The 22,863-nt window shown below is 72.5% G+C and carries 20 protein-coding genes and 1 pseudogene; 5 read left to right on the top strand and 16 right to left on the bottom strand.

Features of this window, described 5'->3' with window-relative positions; translation table 11 throughout:
• Positions 1-195: 195 nt before the first annotated feature.
• Positions 196-534: a P-II family nitrogen regulator gene (locus ACFY2Z_RS21765; RefSeq protein ID WP_311698417.1), complete on the bottom strand. Its 339-nt coding sequence runs from the start codon at positions 532-534 to the stop codon at positions 196-198.
• Positions 531-1,850 (bottom strand): ammonium transporter, encoded by a 1,320-nt coding sequence (locus ACFY2Z_RS21760; protein ID WP_390745745.1) that lies wholly within the window; start codon positions 1,848-1,850, stop codon positions 531-533. Before ACFY2Z_RS21760 ends, ACFY2Z_RS21765 begins: the two co-directional genes overlap by 4 nt.
• Before the next feature lie 168 nt (positions 1,851-2,018).
• Here ACFY2Z_RS21760 and era point away from each other — a divergent pair, with 168 nt between their 5' ends.
• Positions 2,019-2,978 (top strand): GTPase Era, encoded by a 960-nt coding sequence (gene era, locus ACFY2Z_RS21755; protein ID WP_390745744.1) that lies wholly within the window; start codon positions 2,019-2,021, stop codon positions 2,976-2,978.
• A gap of 52 nt (positions 2,979-3,030) precedes the next feature.
• Here the strand turns inward: era and ACFY2Z_RS21750 are convergent, their stop codons facing one another.
• Positions 3,031-4,131, bottom strand: a complete 1,101-nt coding sequence (locus ACFY2Z_RS21750; RefSeq protein ID WP_390745747.1) for a carbohydrate kinase family protein — start codon at positions 4,129-4,131, stop codon at positions 3,031-3,033.
• Positions 4,132-4,352: 221 nt separating this feature from the next.
• On the bottom strand, positions 4,353-5,660 hold the full coding sequence (locus ACFY2Z_RS21745; RefSeq protein WP_390745743.1) for a glucarate dehydratase family protein: 1,308 nt from the start codon (positions 5,658-5,660) through the stop codon (positions 4,353-4,355).
• Positions 5,661-5,857: 197 nt separating this feature from the next.
• On the opposite strand from ACFY2Z_RS21745, the gene ACFY2Z_RS21740 reads away from it, so the two are divergent.
• Together ACFY2Z_RS21740 and ACFY2Z_RS21735 are read left to right on the top strand one after the other, a co-directional pair.
• Positions 5,858-6,640: an IclR family transcriptional regulator gene (locus ACFY2Z_RS21740; protein ID WP_390745742.1), complete on the top strand. Its 783-nt coding sequence runs from the start codon at positions 5,858-5,860 to the stop codon at positions 6,638-6,640.
• Between the two features lie 201 nt (positions 6,641-6,841).
• Positions 6,842-8,221, top strand: a complete 1,380-nt coding sequence (locus ACFY2Z_RS21735; RefSeq protein ID WP_390745741.1) for an MFS transporter — start codon at positions 6,842-6,844, stop codon at positions 8,219-8,221.
• Positions 8,222-8,227: 6 nt separating this feature from the next.
• Here the strand turns inward: ACFY2Z_RS21735 and ACFY2Z_RS21730 are convergent, their stop codons facing one another.
• The 10 genes from ACFY2Z_RS21730 to hrcA form a co-directional block, all read right to left on the bottom strand.
• Positions 8,228-9,226 carry an adenosine deaminase gene (locus tag ACFY2Z_RS21730; protein WP_390745740.1) on the bottom strand — a complete coding sequence of 333 codons (999 nt, stop codon included), beginning with the start codon at positions 9,224-9,226 and terminating at the stop codon, positions 8,228-8,230.
• Between the two features lie 20 nt (positions 9,227-9,246).
• Complete coding sequence (locus ACFY2Z_RS21725; protein ID WP_390745739.1) at positions 9,247-10,152, bottom strand: ribonuclease Z; 906 nt, start codon at positions 10,150-10,152, stop codon at positions 9,247-9,249.
• Between the two features lie 6 nt (positions 10,153-10,158).
• A complete protein-coding gene (locus ACFY2Z_RS21720) occupies positions 10,159-10,512 on the bottom strand; it encodes a histidine triad nucleotide-binding protein (RefSeq protein WP_390745738.1) in 354 nt (117 codons plus the stop codon).
• Positions 10,513-10,634: 122 nt separating this feature from the next.
• Entirely contained in the window at positions 10,635-13,853 is a 3,219-nt protein-coding gene (locus tag ACFY2Z_RS21715; protein ID WP_390745737.1) for a S41 family peptidase, read from the bottom strand.
• 79 nt (positions 13,854-13,932) lie between these two features.
• The gene (locus ACFY2Z_RS21710) at positions 13,933-14,499 is read right to left on the bottom strand and encodes a hypothetical protein (protein ID WP_390745736.1); all 567 of its coding nucleotides are present in this window, start codon (positions 14,497-14,499) and stop codon (positions 13,933-13,935) included.
• Between the two features lie 85 nt (positions 14,500-14,584).
• Complete coding sequence (locus tag ACFY2Z_RS21705; RefSeq protein ID WP_390745735.1) at positions 14,585-14,977, bottom strand: VOC family protein; 393 nt, start codon at positions 14,975-14,977, stop codon at positions 14,585-14,587.
• Between the two features lie 16 nt (positions 14,978-14,993).
• Positions 14,994-15,731 carry a 16S rRNA (uracil(1498)-N(3))-methyltransferase gene (locus tag ACFY2Z_RS21700; RefSeq protein WP_390745734.1) on the bottom strand — a complete coding sequence of 246 codons (738 nt, stop codon included), beginning with the start codon at positions 15,729-15,731 and terminating at the stop codon, positions 14,994-14,996.
• The gene (locus ACFY2Z_RS21695; protein ID WP_390745733.1) at positions 15,728-16,804 is read right to left on the bottom strand and encodes a nitronate monooxygenase; all 1,077 of its coding nucleotides are present in this window, start codon (positions 16,802-16,804) and stop codon (positions 15,728-15,730) included. The genes ACFY2Z_RS21700 and ACFY2Z_RS21695 overlap by 4 nt, the downstream gene beginning before the upstream one ends.
• 204 nt (positions 16,805-17,008) lie before the next feature.
• Entirely contained in the window at positions 17,009-18,145 is a 1,137-nt protein-coding gene (gene dnaJ, locus ACFY2Z_RS21690) for a molecular chaperone DnaJ (RefSeq protein WP_390745732.1), read from the bottom strand.
• Entirely contained in the window at positions 18,146-19,162 is a 1,017-nt protein-coding gene (gene hrcA / locus ACFY2Z_RS21685) for a heat-inducible transcriptional repressor HrcA (RefSeq protein WP_390745731.1), read from the bottom strand. It lies immediately after the preceding gene.
• A gap of 188 nt (positions 19,163-19,350) precedes the next feature.
• Between hrcA and ACFY2Z_RS21680 the strand changes: the two genes are divergently transcribed.
• Together ACFY2Z_RS21680 and ACFY2Z_RS21675 are read left to right on the top strand one after the other, a co-directional pair.
• A complete protein-coding gene (locus ACFY2Z_RS21680; RefSeq protein ID WP_390745730.1) occupies positions 19,351-20,085 on the top strand; it encodes an MBL fold metallo-hydrolase in 735 nt (244 codons plus the stop codon).
• A gap of 46 nt (positions 20,086-20,131) precedes the next feature.
• A complete protein-coding gene (locus ACFY2Z_RS21675) occupies positions 20,132-20,941 on the top strand; it encodes a DUF3097 domain-containing protein (protein ID WP_390745729.1) in 810 nt (269 codons plus the stop codon).
• On the opposite strand, the pseudogene ACFY2Z_RS21670 reads toward ACFY2Z_RS21675, so the two are convergent.
• Positions 20,919-21,514: pseudogene (locus tag ACFY2Z_RS21670) on the bottom strand (Uma2 family endonuclease). The gene ACFY2Z_RS21675 and the pseudogene ACFY2Z_RS21670 overlap by 23 nt on opposite strands.
• A gap of 82 nt (positions 21,515-21,596) precedes the next feature.
• Positions 21,597-22,829: a radical SAM family heme chaperone HemW gene (gene hemW / locus ACFY2Z_RS21665; RefSeq protein ID WP_390745728.1), complete on the bottom strand. Its 1,233-nt coding sequence runs from the start codon at positions 22,827-22,829 to the stop codon at positions 21,597-21,599.
• Positions 22,830-22,863: the final 34 nt, after the last annotated feature.

The following is a 22,863-nucleotide window of genomic DNA, read 5'->3' as shown; positions in this document are numbered from 1 at the left end:
AGAAACGCGAACACACTCCCCGCCGGGATCAACTCCCGGCACATCTCCCACACATCCGGCCCGACCGTCTCCCCGGCCCATTCCCCCATCACCACAAAACGAGTCTGGCCCCGCCGCTCCCACGACGAGGCCAGAACCCCAAGATCTTCATGAGTCTTCTAGGGCCGTTCCCCCGGGCGGGTGCGGCCCTTCGGGTCAGAGGGCGTCGGGGCCGCGCTCGCCCGTCCGCACCCGTACGACGGTGTCCACGGGCACCGCCCAGACCTTGCCGTCGCCGATCTTTCCGGTCTGCGCCGCGCTCACCACCGCGTCGATCACCGCGTCGGCGTCGGCGTCCTCGACCACGACCTCGATGCGGACCTTGGGCACGAGGTCGACCTGGTACTCGGCGCCGCGGTAGACCTCGGTGTGGCCGCGCTGACGGCCGTAGCCGCTGGCCTCGGTCACGGTGAGGCCCTGAACGCCGAGTTCCTGCAGGGCCGTCTTGACCGCGTCGAGGCGGAAGGGCTTGACGATCGCGGTGATGAGCTTCATGCCTGGGACGTGACCTTCTGGGCGGCGGAGTGGGCGACCGGGGCGCCATGCCCCACGACTCCGTGATCGTAGGCGGTCTCGGCGTGCACCGTAAGGTCCAGGCCGGTGTGCTCCTGCTCCTCACTCGCGCGGAAGCCCATCAGCTTGTCGATCACCTTGCCGAGGGCGTACGTCACCGCGAAGGCGTAGCCGGCCACCACGACGACGGCCAGCAACTGCTTGCCGAGCAGGGCGGGTCCGCCCCCGTACAGCAGTCCCTTCGCCTCGCCGGTCATCCCCTCGACCGCGAACAGTCCGATGAGCAGGGTGCCGATCACACCGCCGACCAGGTGGACCCCGACGACGTCGAGCGAGTCGTCGTAGTTCAGCTTGAACTTCCAGCTCACGGCGTACGAGCAGACGGCCCCGGCGGCGAGGCCCACGACCAGCGCGCCGAGCAGGGACACCGTGCCGCAGGACGGGGTGATGGCGACCAGGCCCGCGACCGCGCCGGAGGCCGCGCCGAGCGTGGTGGGGTGGCCGTCGCGCTTCTGCTCGACGAAGAGCCAGCCCAGCAGTCCGGTGCAGCCGGCGGCGAGGGTGTTGAGGAAGGCGGCCGCCGCGAGGCCGCTCGCGCCGAGCGCCGACCCCGCGTTGAAGCCGAACCAGCCGAACCACAGGAGCCCCGCCCCGAGCATCACCATCGGCAGGTTGTGCGGACGCATGGCGTCCTTCTTGAACCCGAGGCGGGGACCGAGGACCAGGCACAGGGCGAGCCCGGAGGCGCCGGAGGTGATCTCCACGGGCAGACCGCCGGCGAAGTCGAGGGCCCCGAGGCGGGCGAGGATCCAGCCGCCCGGGCCCCACACCCAGTGCGCGACCGGCACGTACACGAGCAGGGCCCACAGCGGTACGAACACCAGCCACGCCCCGAACTTCGCCCGGTCCGCGACCGCGCCGCTGACGAGCGCCGCCGTGATGATCGCGAAGGTGAGCTGGAAGGCGGCGAAAAGGAGGGTGGGGACGCTGCCGTGCAGACTCCGGGGGCCGATGTCCGCCATGCCGGCGTGCTTCAGGCCGCCGATCAGCCCGCCCGCGCTGTCGTCGCCGAAGGCCAGGGAGTATCCGGCGGTCAGCCACACCACGGTGACCAGGGCGATCGACACGAAGCTCATCATCAGCATGTTGAGGACGCTCTTCGTGCGGACCATGCCGCCGTAGAAGAGGGCCAGACCCGGGGTCATCAGCAGGACGAGGGCGGTGGCGGCGAGCAGCCAGGCGGTGTCGCCGGTGTCGAGGGCGGGGGCTTTTCCGGCGGCCAGGCGGACGATCTCCACAGGCGGGTCTCCTCGGTGTGCGGGCTCGTCCGAGGGTCACCGCCGCGCGTTTCCGGTCGCGTACGGGTGTGTTTCCGTGACGTTTCGTGTTGCGTCGGCGTTTCCGGGACCTCACCGGTACCCCGGCAGGCGCACGAGCGTGCGGTGGGGCTCCGTGGATCAGGGACAATGGGCGCCATGAGCGTGCGCAGTCAGTCATCCGAGCCGACCGAGGCCGTCCACCGGGCGGGCTTCGCCTGTTTCGTGGGCCGTCCCAACGCGGGCAAGTCCACCCTCACGAACGCTCTGGTCGGGCAGAAGGTGGCGATCACCTCGAACCGGCCGCAGACGACCCGGCACACGGTACGGGGCATCGTGCACCGGCCGGACGCGCAGCTGATCCTGGTGGACACCCCGGGTCTGCACAAGCCGCGCACGCTGCTCGGCGAGCGGCTCAACGACGTCGTGCGCACGACCTGGGCCGAGGTGGACGTGATCGGCTTCTGTCTGCCCGCCGACCAGAAGATCGGCCCCGGTGACCGCTTCATCGCCAAGGAACTGGCGGGGATCAAGAAGACCCCGAAGGTCGCGATCGTCACCAAGACGGACCTCGTGGACTCCAAGGCCCTGGCCGAGCAGCTGATCGCGATCGACCAGCTCGGCAAGGAGCTGGGGATCGAGTGGGCGGAGATCGTGCCCGTGTCGGCGGCCGGGGACAAGCAGGTGGAGCTGCTCGCCGAGCTGCTGATCCCGCTGCTGCCCGAGGGGCCCGCGCTCTACCCCGAGGGTGATCTGACGGACGAGCCGGAGCAGGTCATGGTGGCCGAGCTGATCCGGGAGGCGGCGCTGGAGGGCGTGCGGGACGAACTGCCGCACTCCATCGCGGTGGTGGTGGAGGAGATGCTGCCGCGCGAGGACCGTCCGGCGGACAAGCCGCTCCTCGACATCCACGCGAACGTCTACATCGAGCGTCCCAGCCAGAAGGGGATCATCATCGGTCCCAAGGGCAAGCGGCTGAAGGAGGTCGGCATCAAGTCCCGCAAGCACATCGAGGCGCTGCTCGGGACCCCGGTGTTCCTGGACCTCCATGTGAAGGTGGCCAAGGACTGGCAGCGGGACCCGAAGCAGCTGCGCCGGCTGGGATTCTGAGCCGCCCGCACCCGGCGACGGCGGTCGCGCGCATGCCGATCGCCGGACGTGCTCACGCCGATCGGCGGAACCCGATCGTCGGTACGGCGCGCCGCCGCGGCCAGGGCTCCACACGCCCCTCCGGGACCAGCCGGTCGAGGAACGCGTACCGGGTGAGGGCGGCCGGGTCCTGGTCCTCGTAGGACTGGACCCGGCGCCACCACGCCGCGACCTCGGACCACCCCGGCGCAGACAGCGATCCGCCGAACTCCTGCACCGACAGCGCGGCCGTCAGGCCCGCGAAGGCGAGGCGGTCGGCGAGCGGCCACTCGGCCAGCGTGCCGGTGACGAAACCCGCCACGAAGACGTCGCCCGCGCCCGTCGGGTCCAGTGCCTCGACGGCGATCGCGGGCACGGCGGCGGTGTCGCCGGTGCGTCCGTCCACGGCGTACGCGCCCTCTGCGCCGAGGGTGACCACGGCCAGCGGCACATGGGCGCTCAGCGCGTGGGCGGCGGCGCGCGGGCAGTCGGTGCCCGTGTACCGCATGGCCTCCTCGGCGTTCGGCAGGAACGCCTCGCAGTGTTCGAGGTCGGCGAGGCCCGCGAGGTCCCAGGCCCCGGTGTCGTCCCAGCCGACGTCGGCGAAGACACGGGTGCCCCGCTTGGCGGCCTCGGCGATCCAGGGGGCGCGCCGGCCGGGGGTCAGCGAGGCGACGGCGGCCCGGGCGCGGGGCGGGCAGGCGGGTGCGGGCTGCTCCGGCGGCGGCTCGTGGCCGTGGGAGACCATGGTCCGCTCGCCCTCGTAGGCCATGGAGACGGTGACCGGGGAGTGCCAGCCGGGGACCCGTCGGGACGGCGAGAGGTCGATGCCCTCGCCCTGTTCCAGCTCGTCCCAGCAGTACTCGCCGTAGTGGTCGTCGCCGAAGGCCGCGGCCAGGGAGGTCTTCAGACCGAGCCGGGCCAGCGCGGTGGCCATGTTGGCGACACCGCCGGGGCTCGACCCCATCCCGCGCGCCCAGGACTCGGTGCCGCGCACGGGGGCGGATTCCAGCCCGGTGAAGATGATGTCGAGGAAGACCGTCCCGGTGAGGTACACGTCCCGGGGCGGGTCCTCGGGCGCGCGCAGGGCGGCCAGGGGGTCGACCTGGGAGGGATGGTGCGGCCCGTCCCCGATGTGGGGATGGGGGTGCGGCTTCTCCTGCGTGCCGGGGTGGCGGTGCGGTCCCTCTCCGGTGGTGGCGGTCACGGTGGGCTCCCTGACGTGGTGCGGATCCAGCCAGTGTGCACCAATCGTCACGGTGCGCGGCGGCGGTTGGCCGCGGCCGTCGCCCACGGCCGCCACCGACAACCGTCATCCGCGACCGTCACCCGCGGCCGTCGTGCGGAGCCGTGCGCCTACCAGCGGGGCACCACCGGAGTGACCCAGCCGGGATCCGCGACGCGCATCGCCGCGTCGTCGTCGCGCTCGCGCAGGGTGCCGTCGTCGGCGAGCCAGCGCGCGTGCAGGGCCGCCAGCCGGTCGCGGTCCAGAGTGACGCCGAGGCCGGGCGCGTCCGGTACGGCGATCCTGCCGCCCTCGAAGGTGAGGCGCTCGGTGATGACGTCCTCGGACTGCCAGGGGTAGTGGGTGTCGCAGGCGTGGTGCAGGTCGGGCACGGTCGAGGCGACATGGGTCATCGCGGCGAGGGAGATGCCGAGGTGCGTGTTGGAGTGCATGGACAGCGCGACCCCGAACGTCCGGCAGACGGCGGCCAGTTCCCGGGTGTTGCGCAGGCCGCCCCAGTAGTGGTGGTCGGACAGCAGGACCTGGACGGCGCCGCGGGTGAACGCCTTCTCGATCTCCGGGAAGGTGGTCACGCACATATTGGTGGCGAGCGGCATGCCGGTGCCCGCGGCGACCTCGGCCATCGCGTCCGTCCCGAGGGCGGGGTCCTCCAGGTACTCGAGGAGGCCGTCCAGTTCCCGGGCGACCTTCAGTGAGGTCGCGACGGTCCAGGCCCCGTTGGGGTCCAGGCGCAGCGGGTGTCCGGGGAAGGCCTCCGCGAGGGCACGGATCGCGGCGACCTCCTCGTCGGGCGGGAACACCCCGCCCTTGAGCTTGAAGGAACCGAAGCCGTACCGCTCCTTGAAGGTCCGGGCCTGTGCGACCACTCCCGCCGGGTCGAGGGCGGCACCCCAGTCGTCCTGTTCGGCGGCCACGCCCTCGGGATGGCCGGCCCACCGGTAGAACAGATACGCGCTGTACTCGACCTCGTCCCGCACCTTGCCGCCGAGCAGGGCGTGCACGGGCAGCCCGAGCGCCTTGCCGAGGGCGTCGAGGCAGGCGACCTCGAAGGCGGAGACGACGGACAGCCGGAGTTTGTCGGCGGTCTGGACCCCGCGCAGCCCGCCGACGTCGAGCCGGTCGCCGCCCGGGGCGCCCTCCACACCGATCTCGTCGGCGAGGGCGAACAGGGCGGTGGTGTCGGTCACCTGACGGCCGATCAGCTGCTGGGCGAAGGGCCGGGCGAGATCGAGGTACTTCGTGTCGCCGTAGGTCTCGCCGACCCCCGCGGTCCCGTCGGCGGTCACCACCTCCACGATCAGCCGGGGCGTGTACGGCTGGTGGACGCCCTGGGTGTTGAGCAGCGGCGGGTCGGCGACCAGGATCGGCGTCAGACGCACCTCGTCGATGGTGAGGTCGGGGCGGGACGCGACGGTCACGGGGCGGCTCCTACGAGGTCGGGTGCGGCGGTGAGCAGGGGCATGAGCCGGTCCTCCCCTGGCTGTCCCCCTCTGGCTGTCTCCCCATGGAGACACCGTCTATGTATGAAGATGAAGCCTAAGTAGGTGAACGAGGCTCGTCAATGGCCCCCCGTGCGCCGGGCGGCGCCCTCCCGTGCCCGGATTACGATCGGCGCATGTCAGACACAGGGGGCGTCCGCGAGGTGAAGTCGGCCGCGCGCACGGTCGAACTGCTCGAGGTGCTCGCGGCCCGCGGCGACCGCCCCGCACGGCTGCAGGAGCTGGCCGACCAGCTCTCGGTGCCGCGCAGTTCGATGTACGCCCTGCTGCAGACCCTGATCTCGCGAGGCTGGGTCCGCACGGACGTCACGGGCTCGCTCTACGGCATCGGCATCAGCGCCCTGCTGACGGGCACGAGCTATCTGGACTCCGACCCGCGCGTCCGTGCCGTGCGCCCGTTCCTGGACCAGGCGTCCGAGGCGCTGGGCGAGACGATCCATCTGGGCCGCCTGGACGGCATGGACGTGGCGTATCTGGCGACCCGCGAGTCGCACGCCTATCCGCGGACGATCAGCCGCGTCGGCCGCCGCCTGCCCGCCCACGCGGGCGCGCTCGGCAAGGCGCTGCTGGCCGAACGGTCCGACGAGGCACTGCCCCCGGGCCCGTACCCGGCACTCACCCCGAACACCCGCACGACCCGGGCGTCCCTGGCGGCGGACCTGGCCGCGACCCGCGAGCGCGGTCACGCGGTCGACCGCGAGGAGAGCGTCACCGGCATCGCCGGCTTCGGCTTCGCCCTGCGCTACGACACCCCGGCGCTGGACGCGATCAGCTGCTCGGTGCCGGTGGCCCGGCTGACACCGGAGCACGAGGAGCGGATCGTGGCGGTGATGCGGGAGGTGCGGGCCGGGATCGAGGGGGCCGCTCCGGGCCTCGCGGGGGCGCCGCACTGGCGTTGAACCCTGCCCGGCCGGCGGAAATCGCGCTCGTATACCCGGGCTCACCAGCCACAAACCCGAGAGTGACTCAGATCACACATCCCGCGCTTTTTCTCGAACCGCGTGCTTGATACAAATTGCCCCGCGCGTTCCTGTCGGTCGACGGACGGCGCCCAACCCCCCTCTTTTCTGAGCCGTCCTTTCGCACGCCCTGGAACGCCCGTGTCCTCGCGCACCGCCCCGCCCTGGCCCCTCGTCGCCCTTTTCACGGCCGGGTATCTCGCCGCGTACCTGCTGCCCACCACCGTCGGCAGACTCGACGCGGGTCTGCCGCTCTCCGCCACCGAGGCCGGCTCCATCGGCAGTGCCCTGCTGCTGAGTTCGGCCGCTGCGGGCTTTCTGCTGGCCGCCCACGTCCATCGCGTCGGCCCCCGGCGGCTGGCCCGCACGGGGCTGCTGCTCGCCGCCGCCGGATACGGCACGGCCGCCGTCAGCCACAGCATCCCCGTGGTCGTCGCGGGAGCGGTCGTCGGCGGCTTCGGGTCGGGCACGGCCACCACGGTCGCGGCGACCGGCATCGCCGCGCTCGGGGCGCCCCCCGCTCGAGCGGAGTCGAGAGCTTGGGGGAGCGACCCGCACGGCGCCTCCACGCTGGGCCTGTTGGGCGTCTCCGCGCTCGCCGGGGCGTTCTATCTGACGATCCCCCACCTCGGCCCCGGACACGGCCTCCCGCTCGCCGCGATCGCCCTCACCGCCCTCCTGGTGTGGCCCGCGACCGGCCGTCTCTCCTCCCCCGCACCCGTCGCCACGGCTCCCCGCGAGACCGGCCGGCTCCCCCACTGCGGCGCCGGGCTCGTGCTGGCCGGCGGCATCCTGTGCTGGTCCCTGGCCCAGAACTCCTTGTGGGGCGTCAGCGGACGCATCGGCCTCAGCCAGGCACACCTCAGCGAGGTCACCGTCGGTCTGGTCTTCGCCGTCGCACTCGGCGCCGGGCTGCTCGGCGTGATCGGCGCGAGCATGCTCGGGTCGCGTCTCGGCCGTGCGCTCCCCGTCGGCGTGGGCACGGCACTCATCGCCGGCTGTATCGCGCTCAGCGCCTCCGCCACCGGCCTCGGCACCTTCGCGACCGGTGAGATCGCCTGGAACACGCTCTACCCGATCGTGCTGTCGTATCTGATCGGCCTCGCCGCATCCCTGGACCGGCGTGGCCGCTGGGCCGTCCTCGTCGGCTCGGCGTCCTCGCTCGGCACCGCGGCCGGTCCCCTCACCGGCAGTGTGCTGGCCGCGCGGGCGGGCTTTCCGGCGATGGGCACGATCCTCGCGGCCGGTCTGCTGGCGATCGCCCTCCCGCTTGCCGCCGTCGCCCGGCAGCCGGGCGGCCGTCCGCTCCTGCGGGGCGGCGTGCGCCGCCGCCAGGGTGTTCAGGCCACCGTGGTCGCCGTGTCGACGGGCGGCGCAATGGGCGCGATCGCGCCGGCCGACACCTCCGAACAGCCGGTCGTGGAGATCCCGTTCGACACAACGGCGGCCGCGGACCAGGGGGCCTACGGCACGGCCGGGCCCCGGCAGACGACCGCCGCGTCGGGACCCGGAACCCCGTAGAGCCCCTCAGTTCCCGGTGAACTCGTACGCGTCCACCTCGGCGAGGTAGCGGGCCCGCCGCTCCTCGTCGTGGTCCAGGAAGGAGGCGAGGAACGAGTTGCGGGCCAGTTCGCGCATCCGTTCCGTGCTCAGCCCGAGGGTGTCGTGCACGGCGTGGAAGTTGTCCGCCACATAGCCGCCGAAGTACGCCGGGTCGTCGGAGTTGACGGTGCACAGCAGTCCGGCGTCCAGCATCGCGGGCAGCGGATGCTCCGCCAGGACGTCGACCGTGCGCAGCCGGACGTTGGACAGCGGGCAGAGCGTGAGGGGCACCCGCTCACGCACCAGCCGCTCGACCAGCGCCGGATCCTCCATGCAGCGCAGACCGTGGTCGACGCGCTCGATGCCGAGCACGTCGAGGGCCTCGGTGATGTACTCCGGCGGCCCCTCCTCGCCGGCGTGCGCGACGCGGCGCAGCCCGAGGGCGGCGGCGGCCTCGTACACCTCGCGGAACTTGGCGGGCGGGTGGCCGACCTCGGCGGAGTCGAGGCCGACGCCGACGATCCGGTCCAGGTACGGCTCGGCCGCCTGCAGCGTCTCCATCGCCGAGTCGGCGGACTCGTCCCGCAGGAAGCACATGATCAGCCGGGTGGAGACGTCGTGGTTCTCCTCGCTGCGGCCGAGCGCGCGCCACAGTCCCTCGACGACCGTCCCCATGGGGACGCCCCGGGCGATATGGGCCTGCGGGTCGAAGAAGATCTCGGCGTGCCGCACGCCCTGCGCGGCGGCCCGCTCCAGATACGCGTTGGCGAGATCCTCGAAGTCCCGCTCGGTCCGCAGTACGGCCATCAGCTCGTAGTACAGGTTCAGGAAGGACTGGAGGTCCTCGAAGGCGTAGGCCTTGCGCAGGTCGTCGGTGTCGGCGTACGGCAGTTCGACGCCGTTGCGGGCGGCCAGCTCGAAGGCCAGCTCCGGCTCCAGCGTGCCTTCGACGTGAAGGTGCAGTTCAGCTTTGGGGAGGGGCATCAAAGCATCGTAAGGCCTGGTCAGCGCCGTTTCGGGACCGGCACCCTGAGCAGGTCGTGCGCCACGGTCAGCTCTCCCTCGAACCCGGCGGCCCGTGCCTGCCGTTCGAACTCCTCCGGCTCCGAGTAGCGCTGGCTGAAGTGGGTGAGGACCAGGTGCCGCACCCCGGCCTCCCGGGCCGCCCGGGCCGCCTGACCGGCCGTCAGATGGCCGTACTCGACGGCGAGCTGTTCGTCCTCGTCGAGGAAGGTGGACTCGATGACGAGCAGGTCGCAGCCCTCCGCGAGGGCATACACCCCCTCGCAGAGCCGGGTGTCCATGACGAACGCGAACCGCTGTCCGCGCCGCACCTCGCTCACGGCCTCCAGCTGGACACCGCCGAGGGAGCCCTCGCGCTGGAGACGGCCCACGTCGGGGCCCGTGATCCCGTGCTCGGCGAGCCGCTCGGGCAGCATCCGCCGTCCGTCGGGCTCGACCAGCCGGTAGCCGAACGACTCCACGGGATGGGAGAGCCGGCGCGCCTCGAGCGTGTACGCGGCGGTCGTCGCGAGCACCCCGTCCTCGGCGACCGGTGCCTCGGTCAGCTGGACGGTCTCGCGGTAGGCGGTGGCGTACCGCAGCCGCTCGAAGAACCGCTGCCCCGACCGCGGGTAGTACGCGGTGATCTCGTGCGGCACCTTGTCCAGGTTGATCCGCTGGATGACCCCGGCCAGCCCCAGCGAGTGGTCCCCGTGGAAGTGCGTGACACAGATCCGGTGCAGATCGTGGGCGGCGACCCCGGCGCGGAGCATCTGCCGCTGGGTGCCCTCGCCGGGGTCGAAGAGGATGCCCTCGCCGTCCCAGCGCAGCAGATAGCCGTTGTGGTTGCGCTGCCGGGTCGGGACCTGGCTGGCGGTGCCGAGCACCACCAGCTCACGGGCGGACATGGCGCGTCATCCGGGGGGCCACTGCAGACCGCGGCCGCCGAGCACATGGGCGTGGGCGTGCCAGACGGTCTGCCCGGCGCCGCTGCCGGTGTTGAAGACGACGCGGTAGCTCTCCAGCTTCTCCTGCGCGGCGACCTCGCCGGCCTCGCGGAGCACATCGGCGGCCACCGACGGTGCGGCGGCGGCGAGGGTCGCGATGTCCCGGTGGTGGAGCCTCGGGATGACCAGTATGTGCGTGGGTGCCTGGGGATTGATGTCCTGGAACGCGAGTGTGGTGTCGGTCTCCCGGACGATCGTCGCCGGGATGTGCCCCGCGACGATCTTGCAGAACAAGCAGTCGTCCTGCGGCTCTCCCGCCATGTGCGTGCCTCCTCCTCACACGGACTGATCACTACGACGGCATCGTATCGGCCCCGCCCTCCGGTCCGGGAAGGGCCGGAGGGCGGGGCGGGGCCGGGGAACGTCCGCGGCGGTACGGCGGTTCACAGGGCCGGCAGCTCCGGGGGACGCTTGGCCGGGCGCTCCTCCAGGGCGGCCAGCGCCAGCCGCACCGCCTCGTCGAGCTGGACGTCCCGCCGGGCCGCGTGGTCCTGAGGTGTCTGGACCACCTCGATGTCGGGATCGACACCGTGGTTCTCCACGCCCCACCCGTAGCCCTCCAGCCAGAACGCGTACTTGGGCTGGGTCACCAGCGTCCCGTCGACCAGCCGGTACTTGCTGTCGATGCCGATGACGCCGCCCCAGGTCCGCGTTCCGACCACCGGTCCGATGCCGAGCGCCCTGACCGCCGCGTTGACGATGTCGCCGTCCGAGCCGGAGAACTCGTTGGCGACGGCGACCACCGGGCCGCGCGGAGCGTCCTCCGGGTAGCTGTACGCCCGCAGTCCGCGCGGCAGGTCCCAGCCCACGATCCGCCGCGCCAGCTTCTCCACGACCAGTTGGGAGGTGTGGCCGCCCCGGTTCTCCCGGACGTCCACGACCAGTCCCTCCCGCGCGACCTCGACCCGCAGATCGCGGTGGAGCTGTGCCCACCCGGAGCCCACCATGTCCGGCACATGCAGATAGCCGAGCCGTCCGCCGGACCTCTCGTGCACATACGCCCGCCGGTCCGCGACCCACGCGTGGTACCGCAGCGGCTCCTCGTCCGCGATGGGCACGACGACCACATGCCGTGGATCGCCCCCGCCCGCCGGCGAGACGGTCAGCTCCACCGGTTTGCCCGTCGTCCCGACCAGCAGCGGTCCCGGCCCGGCCACCGGGTCCACCGGCCGGCCGCCGATCGCCACGATCGCGTCCCCGGCCCGTACCGCCACCCCGGGCGCGGCGAGCGGCGCCCGGGCGTCCGGGTCGGAGGTCTCCGACGGCAGCACCCGGTCGATGCGCCAGCTGCCGTCCGGGTGCCGGGAGATGTCGGCCCCGAGCAGGCCCTGCCGGCGGTCCGCGCCGGGCCCGTAGCCGCCCGGTGTGACATACGCGTGCGAGGTGCCCAGTTCGCCCTGCACCTCCCACAGGAGGTCCACCAGGTCGTCGTGCGTGGCGATGCGCTCCAGGACCGGCCGGTACCGGTCCAGCACGCCGTCCCAGTCGACCCCGCCGAGGTCGGGCCGCCAGAAGTTGTCGCGCATGAGGCGGCCGGTCTCCTCGTACATCTGCCGCCACTCGGCCGCCGGGTCGACGGTCTGCCGGATCCGGGACAGGTCCACGGTGATGTTGGCGTCACTGTCGTCGTCGTTCGGGGCACGCCGGTCGCTCGGTACGACCTTGAGCTTGCCGTCGGTCCACAGCAGCACCCGCTTGCCGTCGCCGGTGACCGTGAAGTGGTCGGCGTCCGAGGCGAGATGCTCGATGCGCTGCTGGACGAGGTCGTAGCGCTCCAGCTCGGAGTGGGGATCGGGGTCGTCGGGGGTGGCCCGTGAGGTGCCGAGGACTCCGCGCACCGGGTGCCGCAGCCAGAGCACGCCGTCCTTGGCGGCCCGCAGGCCGGAGTAGCGCGCGGCCTCGACGGGGAACGGCACGATCCGGTCGGCGAGGCCGTCCAGGTCGACCCGGGTCGTCGGCGCGCCCTCGCTGTCGGGTGTCTCGTCCTTGTCCGGCGCCTCGAAGGGACGGCCGTGCCGCTGGGGCCCGAAGGGGGACGGGGTGGTCGCCGCGAGGGTGATCAGATGCGGCCGGGAGCCGCCCACGAAGGCCAGGTCGAAGACGTGCTCGTCGTAGACGGGGTCGAAGGAGCGGGCCGAGAGGAACGCCAGGTGCTTGCCGTCCAGGGTGAACGCGGGCGCGTAGTCCCGGAAGCGGAGCGGGGTCGCCTCCGTGACCGACAGATCGGCCGTGTTGGCGAGCTTGAGGTGGCGCAGCGGGCGGGGGCCGGGGTGCGACCAGGCCAGCCAGGCCGAGTCCGGGGAGAAAACGAGCCCGTCGGCCTCGCCGTCCTCGCTGCGGTCGACCTCGCGCACCTCGCCGCTGTCCCGCTCGACGAGCAGCACCCGCCCGTCGTGCGCGGCGACCGCGACCCGGCTGCCGTCGGGAGCGACCGCGAGCCCCAGCACCCGGCCGAGGCGCCCGCCGGCGAGCCGCCGCGGGGTGGCGCCGGGTGCGACTCCGGTGGCGGGCGCGAACTCCAGCGCGTCGTCGCCCTCCGCGTCCGTCACCCACACCACCCACTCCTCGCCGTCCGCACGGAAGGTGCGCGGCAGCCGGGCCCGGACGCCGGGCTCGGCGGCGAGCGCGCGGGCGGGCCCCGAGCGATGGGTGATCCAGTGGACGGCGCCGCGCACCGAGATCGCGCTGCCGCGCCCGGTGCGGTCGGGCGAGGCGGCCCCGAACCAGCGGCTCGCGCTCACCGGATACGGCTGCTGATCCACGCGCTGACCGCCGAGCCGGATGTCGAGCCGGCGGGGCTCGGCCCCGTCCAGGTCCTCCAGGAGCCACAGTTCACCGGCGGAGGAGTACACGACGCGGGTACCGTCGGTGGCCGCGTGCCGGGCGTAGAAGTGGTCGAGGGGGGTGTGGCGGCGCAGGTCCGAGCCGTCGGCGAGCGACGAGTACAGCGCTCCGACGCCCTCGTGGTCGGAGAGAAAGGCGATGCGTTCCCCGACCCAGCACGGATACTCGATGTTGCCGTCGAGGTCCTCGTGCAGCCGGACGAACTCCCCGGCCCCCTCACCGTCGGCGGACCGGTCGATCCACAGCTTGCCGGCCGTGCCGCCGCGGTACCGCTTCCACCAGGCGGCCTCGCGGCCCATGGGCGCCGACAGCAGCACGGTGGCCGGGCCGTGGGCGACCTCGCCGACGGGCCCGTACGGCAGGGTGGTGGCCGGGCCGCCGTCGAGCGGTACGGCGTGCGCCCAGGAGCGGCGCAGGGAGGCCTGGCCGACCGTGCTGAGGGCGAGCACCCGTCCGTCGGTGGTCCAGCCGCGTACCTGGGTCTTGCCGCTGCCCCAGTGGGTCAGGCGCTGGGCGGGGCCGCCGTCGATCGGGGCGGCGTACACCTCGGGGGCGCCGTCGCGGGTGGAGGTCCAGGCCACGGTCTGGCCGTCCGGGGATATCCGGGGGTGGTTGACCGGGACGTTGTCGGCGCTGACCCGCCAGGCACGGCCGCCGTCGAGCGGGGCGACCCAGACGTCGTCCTCGGCGGTGAAGGCGACCGACTCGCCGTGCAGATGCGGGAAGCGGAGGTACGCGGGCGATATGGACTGAGTCACCAGGTCACCCTAAGCAGCAAGTGTGTTCACGGACAGGGGTTTTGTCAGCCGCCCGGTTCGTCGTGAGGGGTCGTGCGGATCATTTGCCCTGGACGGGCCAGCAGGTGGGGTCGCCCTGGCACCAGATGGTCCTCGTCACGGTGACGGTGGGTCCGGGCAGGCCGGGGTTCGGCTGATAGGTGCCGGGCGGGGGGTACGTCGGGGTCGGCGGGGCGTCGCAGTTGCCGAGGCCGCTCACATGGAACCACTGCCTGCCGCCCACGGTGGCCCGCAGGTCCCCGCGGACGCACCTGCCGTCGACGACCCGGGTGATCCTGCCCTTGACGGTGATGTCCTTGTCGTCGTCGGTCTTGCCCTGGCAGTCGACGCTGACGACGGTGGTCTCGGTCGGTGCGGGTGTCCTCGCGGAGCGGGTGGCGGAGGCGCCGGTGCCGTAGCCGCCCGTGCAGCTGAGCCAGCGCACCTTCACATGGTGCTGCTGGAGTTCCTCGGTCGCGGTCTGGTCGGTGGTGTACGCCGCCGCCACGGTGCTCAGGTCACCGGGCTGGCACGCCACGGCTCCGCCGACGGCGACCGCCACGAGTCCGGTCGCCGCCAGGGCCCGCCGTCCCCGCGGGCGCCACCGAATCCGCCTCAATGCCCCCATGGAGGGCAGCCTGCCACTCTCCCGCCGCCGGCGGTAGAGCGCATACGGCCACCCAGCGCTCCCGCGTCACACCCCCGACGCGCCGTCAGCCGCGCAGCAGAAGCCATTCCTGGAGTTCGACCAGGTTGCCCTCGGGGTCCTTGAGGTGGGCGACGCGCATACGGTCGGTCATGGGGACCGGACCGTGCAGCAGGGTCGCACCGCGGGAGACGATGCTCTCGCAGTAGGAGTCCAGGTCGTCGACGCGCAGCACCACGAGCGAGCGGTGCCCCGTCGCGGCGTCGCCCAGTTCGCCCAGGACGCGGGCCATCATCTCCCGGTCCTGCAGGGCGATGCCCGCCGAGCCGACGGCGGGAGAGAACTTCTCGTACGGCCCCTCCCCGGATCCCGACTGGGGCTTGAGGCCGAGGACGTCGGCGTAGAACCGGTAGCAGGCGGCGAAGTCCGAGACCAGCAGCCGTACCTGGGCGAGTTCCATGGTGTACCCCCGAAGGTCAGGACCAGCGTCCGGTGCGGCCGAGCAGCAGCGCGGCCGCCGCGGTGCCGGCGGTCGAGGTGCGCAGCACGGTGCGGCCCAGCCGGAAGGCCCGTGCGCCCGCCTCCTCGAACAGGGTCAACTCCTCGGGGGCGACGCCCCCTTCGGGCCCGACGATCAGCACGATCTCACCCTCGGTGGGGAGTTCCACGGTCGCGAGGGGGTCCTCGCCGCTCTCGTGCAGGACCGCCGCGAAGTCGGCCTTGGCGAGAAGTGCCGCAACCTGCTTGGTCGTCGCCGCGTCCGCGACCTCGGGGAAGCGCACCCGGCGGGACTGCTTGCCCGCCTCGCGGGCGGTGGCCCGCCACTTGCCGAGAGCCTTCAGTCCCCGGTCGCCCTTCCACTGGGTGATGCAGCGGGAGGCCTGCCAGGGGACGATCGCGTCGACGCCGACCTCGGTCATGGTCTCCACGGCCAGCTCGCCCCGGTCGCCCTTGGGCAGGGCCTGGACGACGGTGATCCGGGGTGTCTGCGGCGGCTCCTCGGACACCGAGGTCACCCGGACGACCAGCCGGTCCTTGCCCTCGGTGCCGACGACCTCGCACTCCGCCCGGCGTCCGGCGCCGTCGGTCAGGACGACGGCCTCCCCCGGCCGCAGCCGCTTCACCGAGACCGCGTGCCGCCCCTCGGGGCCGTCGAGCACGAACTCGGGACCGACGGCGTCGAGCCGGTCCACGACGAACACGGGCGCCGTCATCGACCGGCACCGCCCGTGGACAACGCTGTCGCGGCCTCGCGGAGTTCCGCCGCCAGGACCTCCACCAGGCGTCCGGCGGGCAGGTCACGGGCCAGACGGTGGCCCTGGCCGGCGAACAGCGACATGCCCTGCGGGTCGTCGGCCTTGGCGGCCGCCTTGCGCAGCGGCGAGGTGAGGTGGTTGATCTCGGGGTAGGCAGCGGGCGCGTACGGTCCGTGCTCCCGCATGAACCGGTTGACCAGGGCGCGGGCCGGGCGCCCGGAGAACGCGCGCGTCAGCTCCGTACGGACGAACAGGGGGTCGGTCAGCGCCTGCTTGTGCAGGGGGTGCGCGCCGGACTCGGGGGTGGCGAGGAACGCGGTGCCGAGCTGGGCCGCGTTCGCGCCCGCCGCGAGCACCGCGGCGATCTGGCTGCCGCGCATGAGGCCGCCGGCCGCGACGATCGGGATGCGTACGGCCTCACGGATCTGGGCGACCAGGGTGAGCAGCCCGATGCCGGAGCCGTCGTTCTCGGCGCTGTCGCGATGGGTGCACTGGTGGCCGCCGGCCTCGACGCCCTGTGCGATCACCGCGTCGGCGCCCGCCTCCTGCACGGCCAGAGCCTCCTCGGCGGTGGTCGCGCCGACCAGGGTGAAGGTGCCCGCGCGGCGCAGGGACTGAAGCACCGAGGGGGCGGGGACGCCGAAGTGGAAGGAGACCGCCGGCACCGGGTCGTCGAGCAGGACGGCGAGCTTGGCGTCGTAGCCGTCGTCGCGGCCGCTGTCGGGGTCGCCCAGTCCGGCCTTGTACCAGGTGGCCTCGCCGGCGAGCTGTTCGGCGTAGACCTCGACGGCGGCGGGGTCCGCCAGGTCGGGCTGCGGGACGAACACGTTCACGCCGAAGGGACGGCCGGTGAGCCCGCGGAGCTGCTTGATCTCCTGGTACATGCCGTCGGCGGTCTTGTAACCGGCGGCGAGGAACCCGAGGCCGCCCGCCTCGGACACGGCGGCCGCGAGCTGTGGCACGGAGACTCCGCCCGCCATGGGCGCCTGCACGATCGGATGGCGGAGGAGATCGGTCAGCACGGAGGACATGACGGCATGTTGTCACGTCCTTCGAACAAGTCCGAATCCGGGCTTCCGCTGGCATATGCCCCGGGAAAGGTCCGCGGGTCAGGGCGGTGGGAGGGTGCTCACGAGCGGCCGGAACGGGGCCGGGAGCGGCAGCCGACAGCAGCCCCGGGAAGCACAACGGCGCCGGTTCGAGGGGACCGGCGCCGCTGTGGTGTCCACGGAGGGTCAGCGCCCGTTGAAGGCGTCCTTCAGGCGCGAGAACAGGCCCTGCTGTCCCGGCTGGAACTGGCCCTGCGGCCGCTCCTCGCCGCGCAGCTGCGCCAGCTCCCTCAGCAGGCGCTCCTGCTCGGGGTCCAGCTTCGACGGCGTCTGCACCTCGACATGCACGACCAGGTCGCCCCGGCCGCCGCCGCGCAGATGCGTGACGCCCCGGCCGTGCAGCGGGATCGACTGGCCGGACTGCGTGCCCGGGCGGATGTCGACCTCCTCCATGCCGTCCAGCGTCTCCAGCGGCACCTTGGTGCCGAGGGCCGCCGCCGTCATCGGGAGGGTGACCGTGCAGTGCAGGTCGTCGCCGCGGCGCTGGAACATCGGATGCGGCAGCTCGTGGATCTCGACGTACAGATCGCCGGCCGGACCGCCGCCGGGGCCGACCTCGCCCTCGCCGGCGAGCTGGATCCGGGTGCCGTTGTCGACGCCCGCGGGGATCTTGACGGTGAGCGTCCGGCGGGAGCGCACCCGTCCGTCGCCCGCGCACTCCGGGCACGGGTTCGGGACGATCGTGCCGAAGCCCTGGCACTGCGGGCAGGGCCGGGAGGTCATGACCTGGCCCAGGAAGGACCGCGTGACCTGGGAGACCTCGCCGCGGCCGCGGCACATGTCACAGGTCTGCGCGGAGGTGCCGGGCGCGGCGCCCTCGCCGTTGCAGGTGTTGCACACCACGGCCGTGTCGACCTGGATGTCCTTCGTGGTGCCGAAGGCCGCCTCGTCGAGCTCGATCTCCAGCCGGATCATGGCGTCCTGGCCCCGGCGGGTGCGCGAGCGCGGTCCGCGCTGCGACGCCGTGCCGAAGAACGCGTCCATGATGTCCGAGAAGTTCCCGAAGCCGCCCGCGCCGAAGCCGCCCGCGCCCGCGCCGCCCGCCTGGGACAGGGGGTCGCCACCGAGGTCGTAGACCTGCTTCTTCTGCGGGTCCGAGAGCACCTCGTACGCGGCGTTGATCTCCTTGAACCGCTCCTGCGTCTTGGGATCAGGGTTGACGTCCGGGTGCAGCTCGCGGGCGAGCCGGCGGAACGCCTTCTTGATCTCTTCCTGCGACGCATCGCGGCGCACGCCGAGTACGGCGTAGTAGTCCGTGGCCACTTACGACTCCGCCAGGATCTGTCCGACGTACCGTGCCACCGCTCGTACCGCTCCCATCGTTCCCGGGTAATCCATGCGGGTCGGTCCGACCACGCCGAGTTTCGCTACTGCCTCGCCGCCCGAACCGTAGCCCACGGAGACGACCGACGTGGAGTTGAGTCCCTCGTGAGCGTTCTCGTGACCGATACGCACCCGCATGGACGGATCCTTCGCCTCACCCAGTAGCTTGAGGAGCACGACCTGCTCCTCGAGCGCCTCCAGCACGGGGCGGATGGTGAGAGGGAAGTCATGCCCGAAGCGGGTGAGATTGGCGGTGCCGCCGATGATCAGCCGCTCCTCGGTCTCCTCCACGAGGGTCTCCAGAAGGGTGGAGAGCACCGTGGTGACCGTGCCCCGGTCCTCCGGTTCGAAGGCCTCGGGCAGGTCCTGCACGAGCTGCGGGACGTCCGCGAAACGGCGGCCGGCGACATGGCTGTTGAGCCGCGCCCGCAGATCCGCGAGTGACGTTTCTCCAAAGGGCGCGGGGCAGTCGATCATGCGCTGCTCGACCCGGCCGGTGTCGGTGATCAGCACGAGCATCACCCGCGCGGGCGCCATCGCCAGCAGTTCCACGTGCCGCACCGTCGAGCGGGTCAGCGACGGGTACTGCACGACGGCGACCTGCCGGGTGAGCTGCGCGAGCAGACGTACCGTACGCGCCACGACGTCGTCGAGGTCGACGGCGCCCTCCAGGAAGTTCTGGATCGCGCGGCGCTCGGGCGGGGTCATCGGCTTGACGGCCGCGAGCTTGTCGACGAAGAGGCGGTAGCCCTTGTCCGTGGGGATGCGTCCGGCGCTGGTGTGCGGCTGGGCGATATAGCCCTCGTCCTCCAGCGCGGCCATGTCGTTGCGGACGGTGGCCGGGGAGACGCCGAGGTTGTGCCGCTCGGTGAGCGCCTTGGAGCCCACCGGCTCCTCGGTGCCCACATAGTCCTGGACGATCGCGCGCAGCACTTCGAGCCTGCGTTCACTCAGCATGCGCACACCTCCAGCGATCCGTTCCCCTGCGCTTCCCTGGCACTCTGCGCGGGTGAGTGCCAGCATCCCCGGGCCAAGTGTACGGCCGTCGGGTACGCCCCCGGCAAGGGCGGGCGCCTGTGCCGCGCCGACGTGTACCGACCTGTCCCGCCCTGTCCTGTCCGGGCGCCTGCGGATAGCGTCACCCCATGACGGTGAGGTGGGAAGAGTCCGGGTGGGAGGCGCTCGGCGCCCGGGCAGGGCGTACACGGCTGCCGGGATGGGACTGCACGGCGGGACTGGTGGTCGGCGAGCGCGGAGCGCTCATGATCGACGCCGGGTCGAGTCTCCGTGAGGGCGCGCGGCTGCGCACCGAGACACGGCGGCTGCTCGCGCCGCTCGGCGGGGACCGGCGTGTGACACATCTCGCCCTGACGCACCCCCATTTCGATCATGTCCTCGGGTCGGCGGCGTTCGCGGGCGTGGAGGTGTTCGGGGCGGTGGGCACGGACGCGGTGTTCGACCGTGAGCGCGACGTGCTGGTCGCGGACGCGGTGCGGCACGGCCTGGACGCGGCTGAGGCGGCCGAGGCCGGGGACGTGCTGGTGCGCCCGCGCCATCAGGTGTCGGGTGAACGGACGCTGGACCTGGGCGGGGTGCAGGTGCTGCTGGCGCATCCGGGCCCGGCCCACACGGCGCACGACCTGGTGGTTCTGGTCCCCGGCGAGCGTGAGGTGGTGTTCTGCGGGGACCTGGTGGAGGAGTCCGGCGAGCCGCAGGCGGGCCCGGACGCGGTTCCCGCGCACTGGCCGGCGGCCCTGGACCGGCTGCTCGGACTGGGCGGCCCGGACGCGGTGTACGTGCCGGGGCACGGTGCCGTGGTGGACGCGGCGTTCGTCCGGGCGCAGCGCGACGAACTGGCGTCCCGCTTCGGCGTGTCGTGAGGGCTTCCCCATCCGTCACGGCGGGGCTTCTCCTATCGTCATCCGAATGCGCCAGTACTCGCCGGACCTGACCCCGCCGTGGAAGAAGCCCGAGCCCGTGCCGGAGATCCCGGCGGACCCCGGTCTCGTGGTCGAGGAGCCGCGCACCGGCTTCTGCGGCGCGGTGATCCGCTGCGAGGCGGGCACGGTGACCCTGGAGGACCGCTTCGGCAAGCACCGGGTGTTCCCGCTGGAGCCGCCGGGGTTCCTGCTGGAGGGCCGGGTGGTGACCCTGGTGCGCCCGTCGAGCGCGCCGGTGCGTCCCACGCGTACGGCGTCGGGCTCGTTGGCCGTCCGGGGAGCGCGCGCGAGGGTGGCCCGCGCCGGCCGTATCTATGTGGAGGGCCGCCACGACGCCGAGCTGGTCGAGAAGGTGTGGGGCGACGATCTGCGCATCGAGGGCGTGGTGGTGGAGTACCTCGAGGGCGTGGACGACCTGCCGTCGATCGTGTCGTCCTTCGCGCCGGGTCCGGACGCGCGGCTGGGCGTGCTCGTGGACCACTTGGTGCCGGGTACGAAGGAGTGGCGTATCGCCGAGTCGGTGACCAGCGAGCACGCGCTGGTCGTCGGCCATCCGTACATCGACATCTGGGAGGCGGTGAAGCCGGCGGCCGTGGGGATCGCGGGGTGGCCGCGGGTTCCGCACGGGCAGGACTGGAAAAAGGGCGTGTGCCGGGCGCTGGGGTGGCCGGAGAACACGGGTGCGGCCTGGCAGGGGATCCTGTCCCGGGTGCGGTCCTACAAGGACCTGGAGCCGGAGTTGCTGGGGCGGGTGGAGGAGCTGATCGACTTCGTCACGGATAGCGGTGGGGCCTGACTCCGGGAAACGTCCCGAATTCGCCGGTGTCCAGCTCGATTCCCAGGATCGCCAGCGGCAGGCCGGCGCCGAACTTCGTCACGTGCTGCGTTTGGTAGTCGGCTCTCTCGCCCTCGCCATCGGGGTTCGTGAGCAGGACACACTGCGCCATGACCGGGTCGACGACGAGATGAGCGGGCACCTTGCCTGCGGCGTAGATCGACCTCTTGACCTCGTGATCCCGTGCGACGCTGGTTTCGGCGACGACCTCGACGACCATCGTGATCAGTGGCGACGGCAGCAGGCGCCCGGAGCGGGGCATGAGGTCACGCTCCAGGACCAGGTCCGGTACGGGCTCACTGGCTTCGTCGAGGACATCGACATCCTGGGTCTGGAGGCGAGCCCACCGGTTGCGCGGAATCTGGTCCGACACGTCTTCCACAATCATGTTGTGCACCAGGTCGGGACTGGCCATCATCACGATTTCCCCCCGGAGAAGCTCTCGACCCTGACGCCCTCGGGAGGCTCAAGCTCCTCGAAGTACCTGGTCATCCCACGCTCGTCCACCGCGGTCATCTCCGTGGCCCTCCACATCCGCCGCGTCCTGTCGGCGGCAGCCCACGAATCAGGTCAGGGACCGAAGCGGCGTTCCGCACCGACTCACCCGCGGGAGTGATCAGTCCACGAGGTCCCGCACCACCGCGTCCGCCAGCAGCCGTCCCCTCAGGGTGAGGACCGCCCGGCCCTCGTCGTACGGGCCCTTCTCCAGGAGTCCGTCCGTCAGGGCCCGGCGTGCGGCCGCGCGCCCCTCCTGCCGGAGCAGCGACAGCGGGACGCCCTCCCTCAGGCGCAGTTCCAGCAGGATGCGCTCCACCCGGCGGTCCTCCTCCGACAGGAGTTCCCGTCCGGCCCCCGGGGAGCGGCCCTCGGCGAGCGCCGCCGCGTACGCCCCCGGGTGCTTCACGTTCCACCAGCGCACGCCGCCCACATGGCTGTGCGCGCCGGGGCCCGCGCCCCACCAGTCGGCGCCGCGCCAGTACAGCTCGTTGTGCAGACAGCGGCCGGACTCCGAGGTGGCCCAGTTGGAGACCTCGTACCAGTCGTAGCCCGCCGAGCCGAGCACCTCGTCCGCGATCAGATAGCGGTCCGCGTGCACGTCGTCGTCCGTCATCGGTATCTCGCCCCGCCGGATGCGGCGGGCGAGCTGGGTGCCCTCCTCGACGATCAGCGCGTACGCCGAGACGTGGTCGGGGCGCGCGCCCAGCGCCGCGTCCAGGGAGGCCCGCCAGTCGTCGTCGCTCTCGCCCGGGGTGCCGTAGATCAGGTCGAGGTTGACGTGCTCGAAGCCCGCCGCCCGCGCCTCGGCCACACAGGCCTCGGGGCGGCCCGGGGTGTGGGTGCGGTCCAGGATCTTCAGTACGTGGGGGCGGGCGCTCTGCATGCCGAAGGAGATGCGGTTGAAGCCGCCCTCCCGGAGGGTCTCGAGATACGCCGGGTCGACCGACTCGGGGTTCGCCTCCGTCGTGACCTCGGCGTCGGCCGCGAGCCCGAACTCCTCGCGGATCGCCCCCAGCATCCGTACCAGGTCCGCCGCGTCCAGCAGGGTCGGGGTGCCGCCCCCGACGAAGACCGTGCGGACCTCGCGCGGGTCGTCGCCCAGCACCTTGCGGGACAGCCGGATCTCCTCGATCAGCGTCTGCGCGTAGTTGTCGCGGGACGCCAGCACCCCGCCCGTGCCGCGCAGCTCCGTAGCCGTGTACGTGTTGAAGTCGCAGTAGCCGCAGCGCGTCGCGCAGTACGGCACATGCAGGTAGAACCCGAGGGGGCGCTCGGCGGCTCCGGCGAGGGCGTGCGCGGGCAGTGCGCCGTCGTGGGGGACGGGCTCGCCGTCGGGGAGTGCGGAAGGCATGTCCTCCATTGTCCAGCACCGGGGACGTGACCGT

The organism is Streptomyces sp. NPDC001222, from assembly GCF_042896945.1.
Lineage (GTDB): Bacteria > Actinomycetota > Actinomycetes > Streptomycetales > Streptomycetaceae > Streptomyces > Streptomyces gibsoniae.
This window is presented reverse-complemented; position numbering and strand designations above follow the sequence as displayed.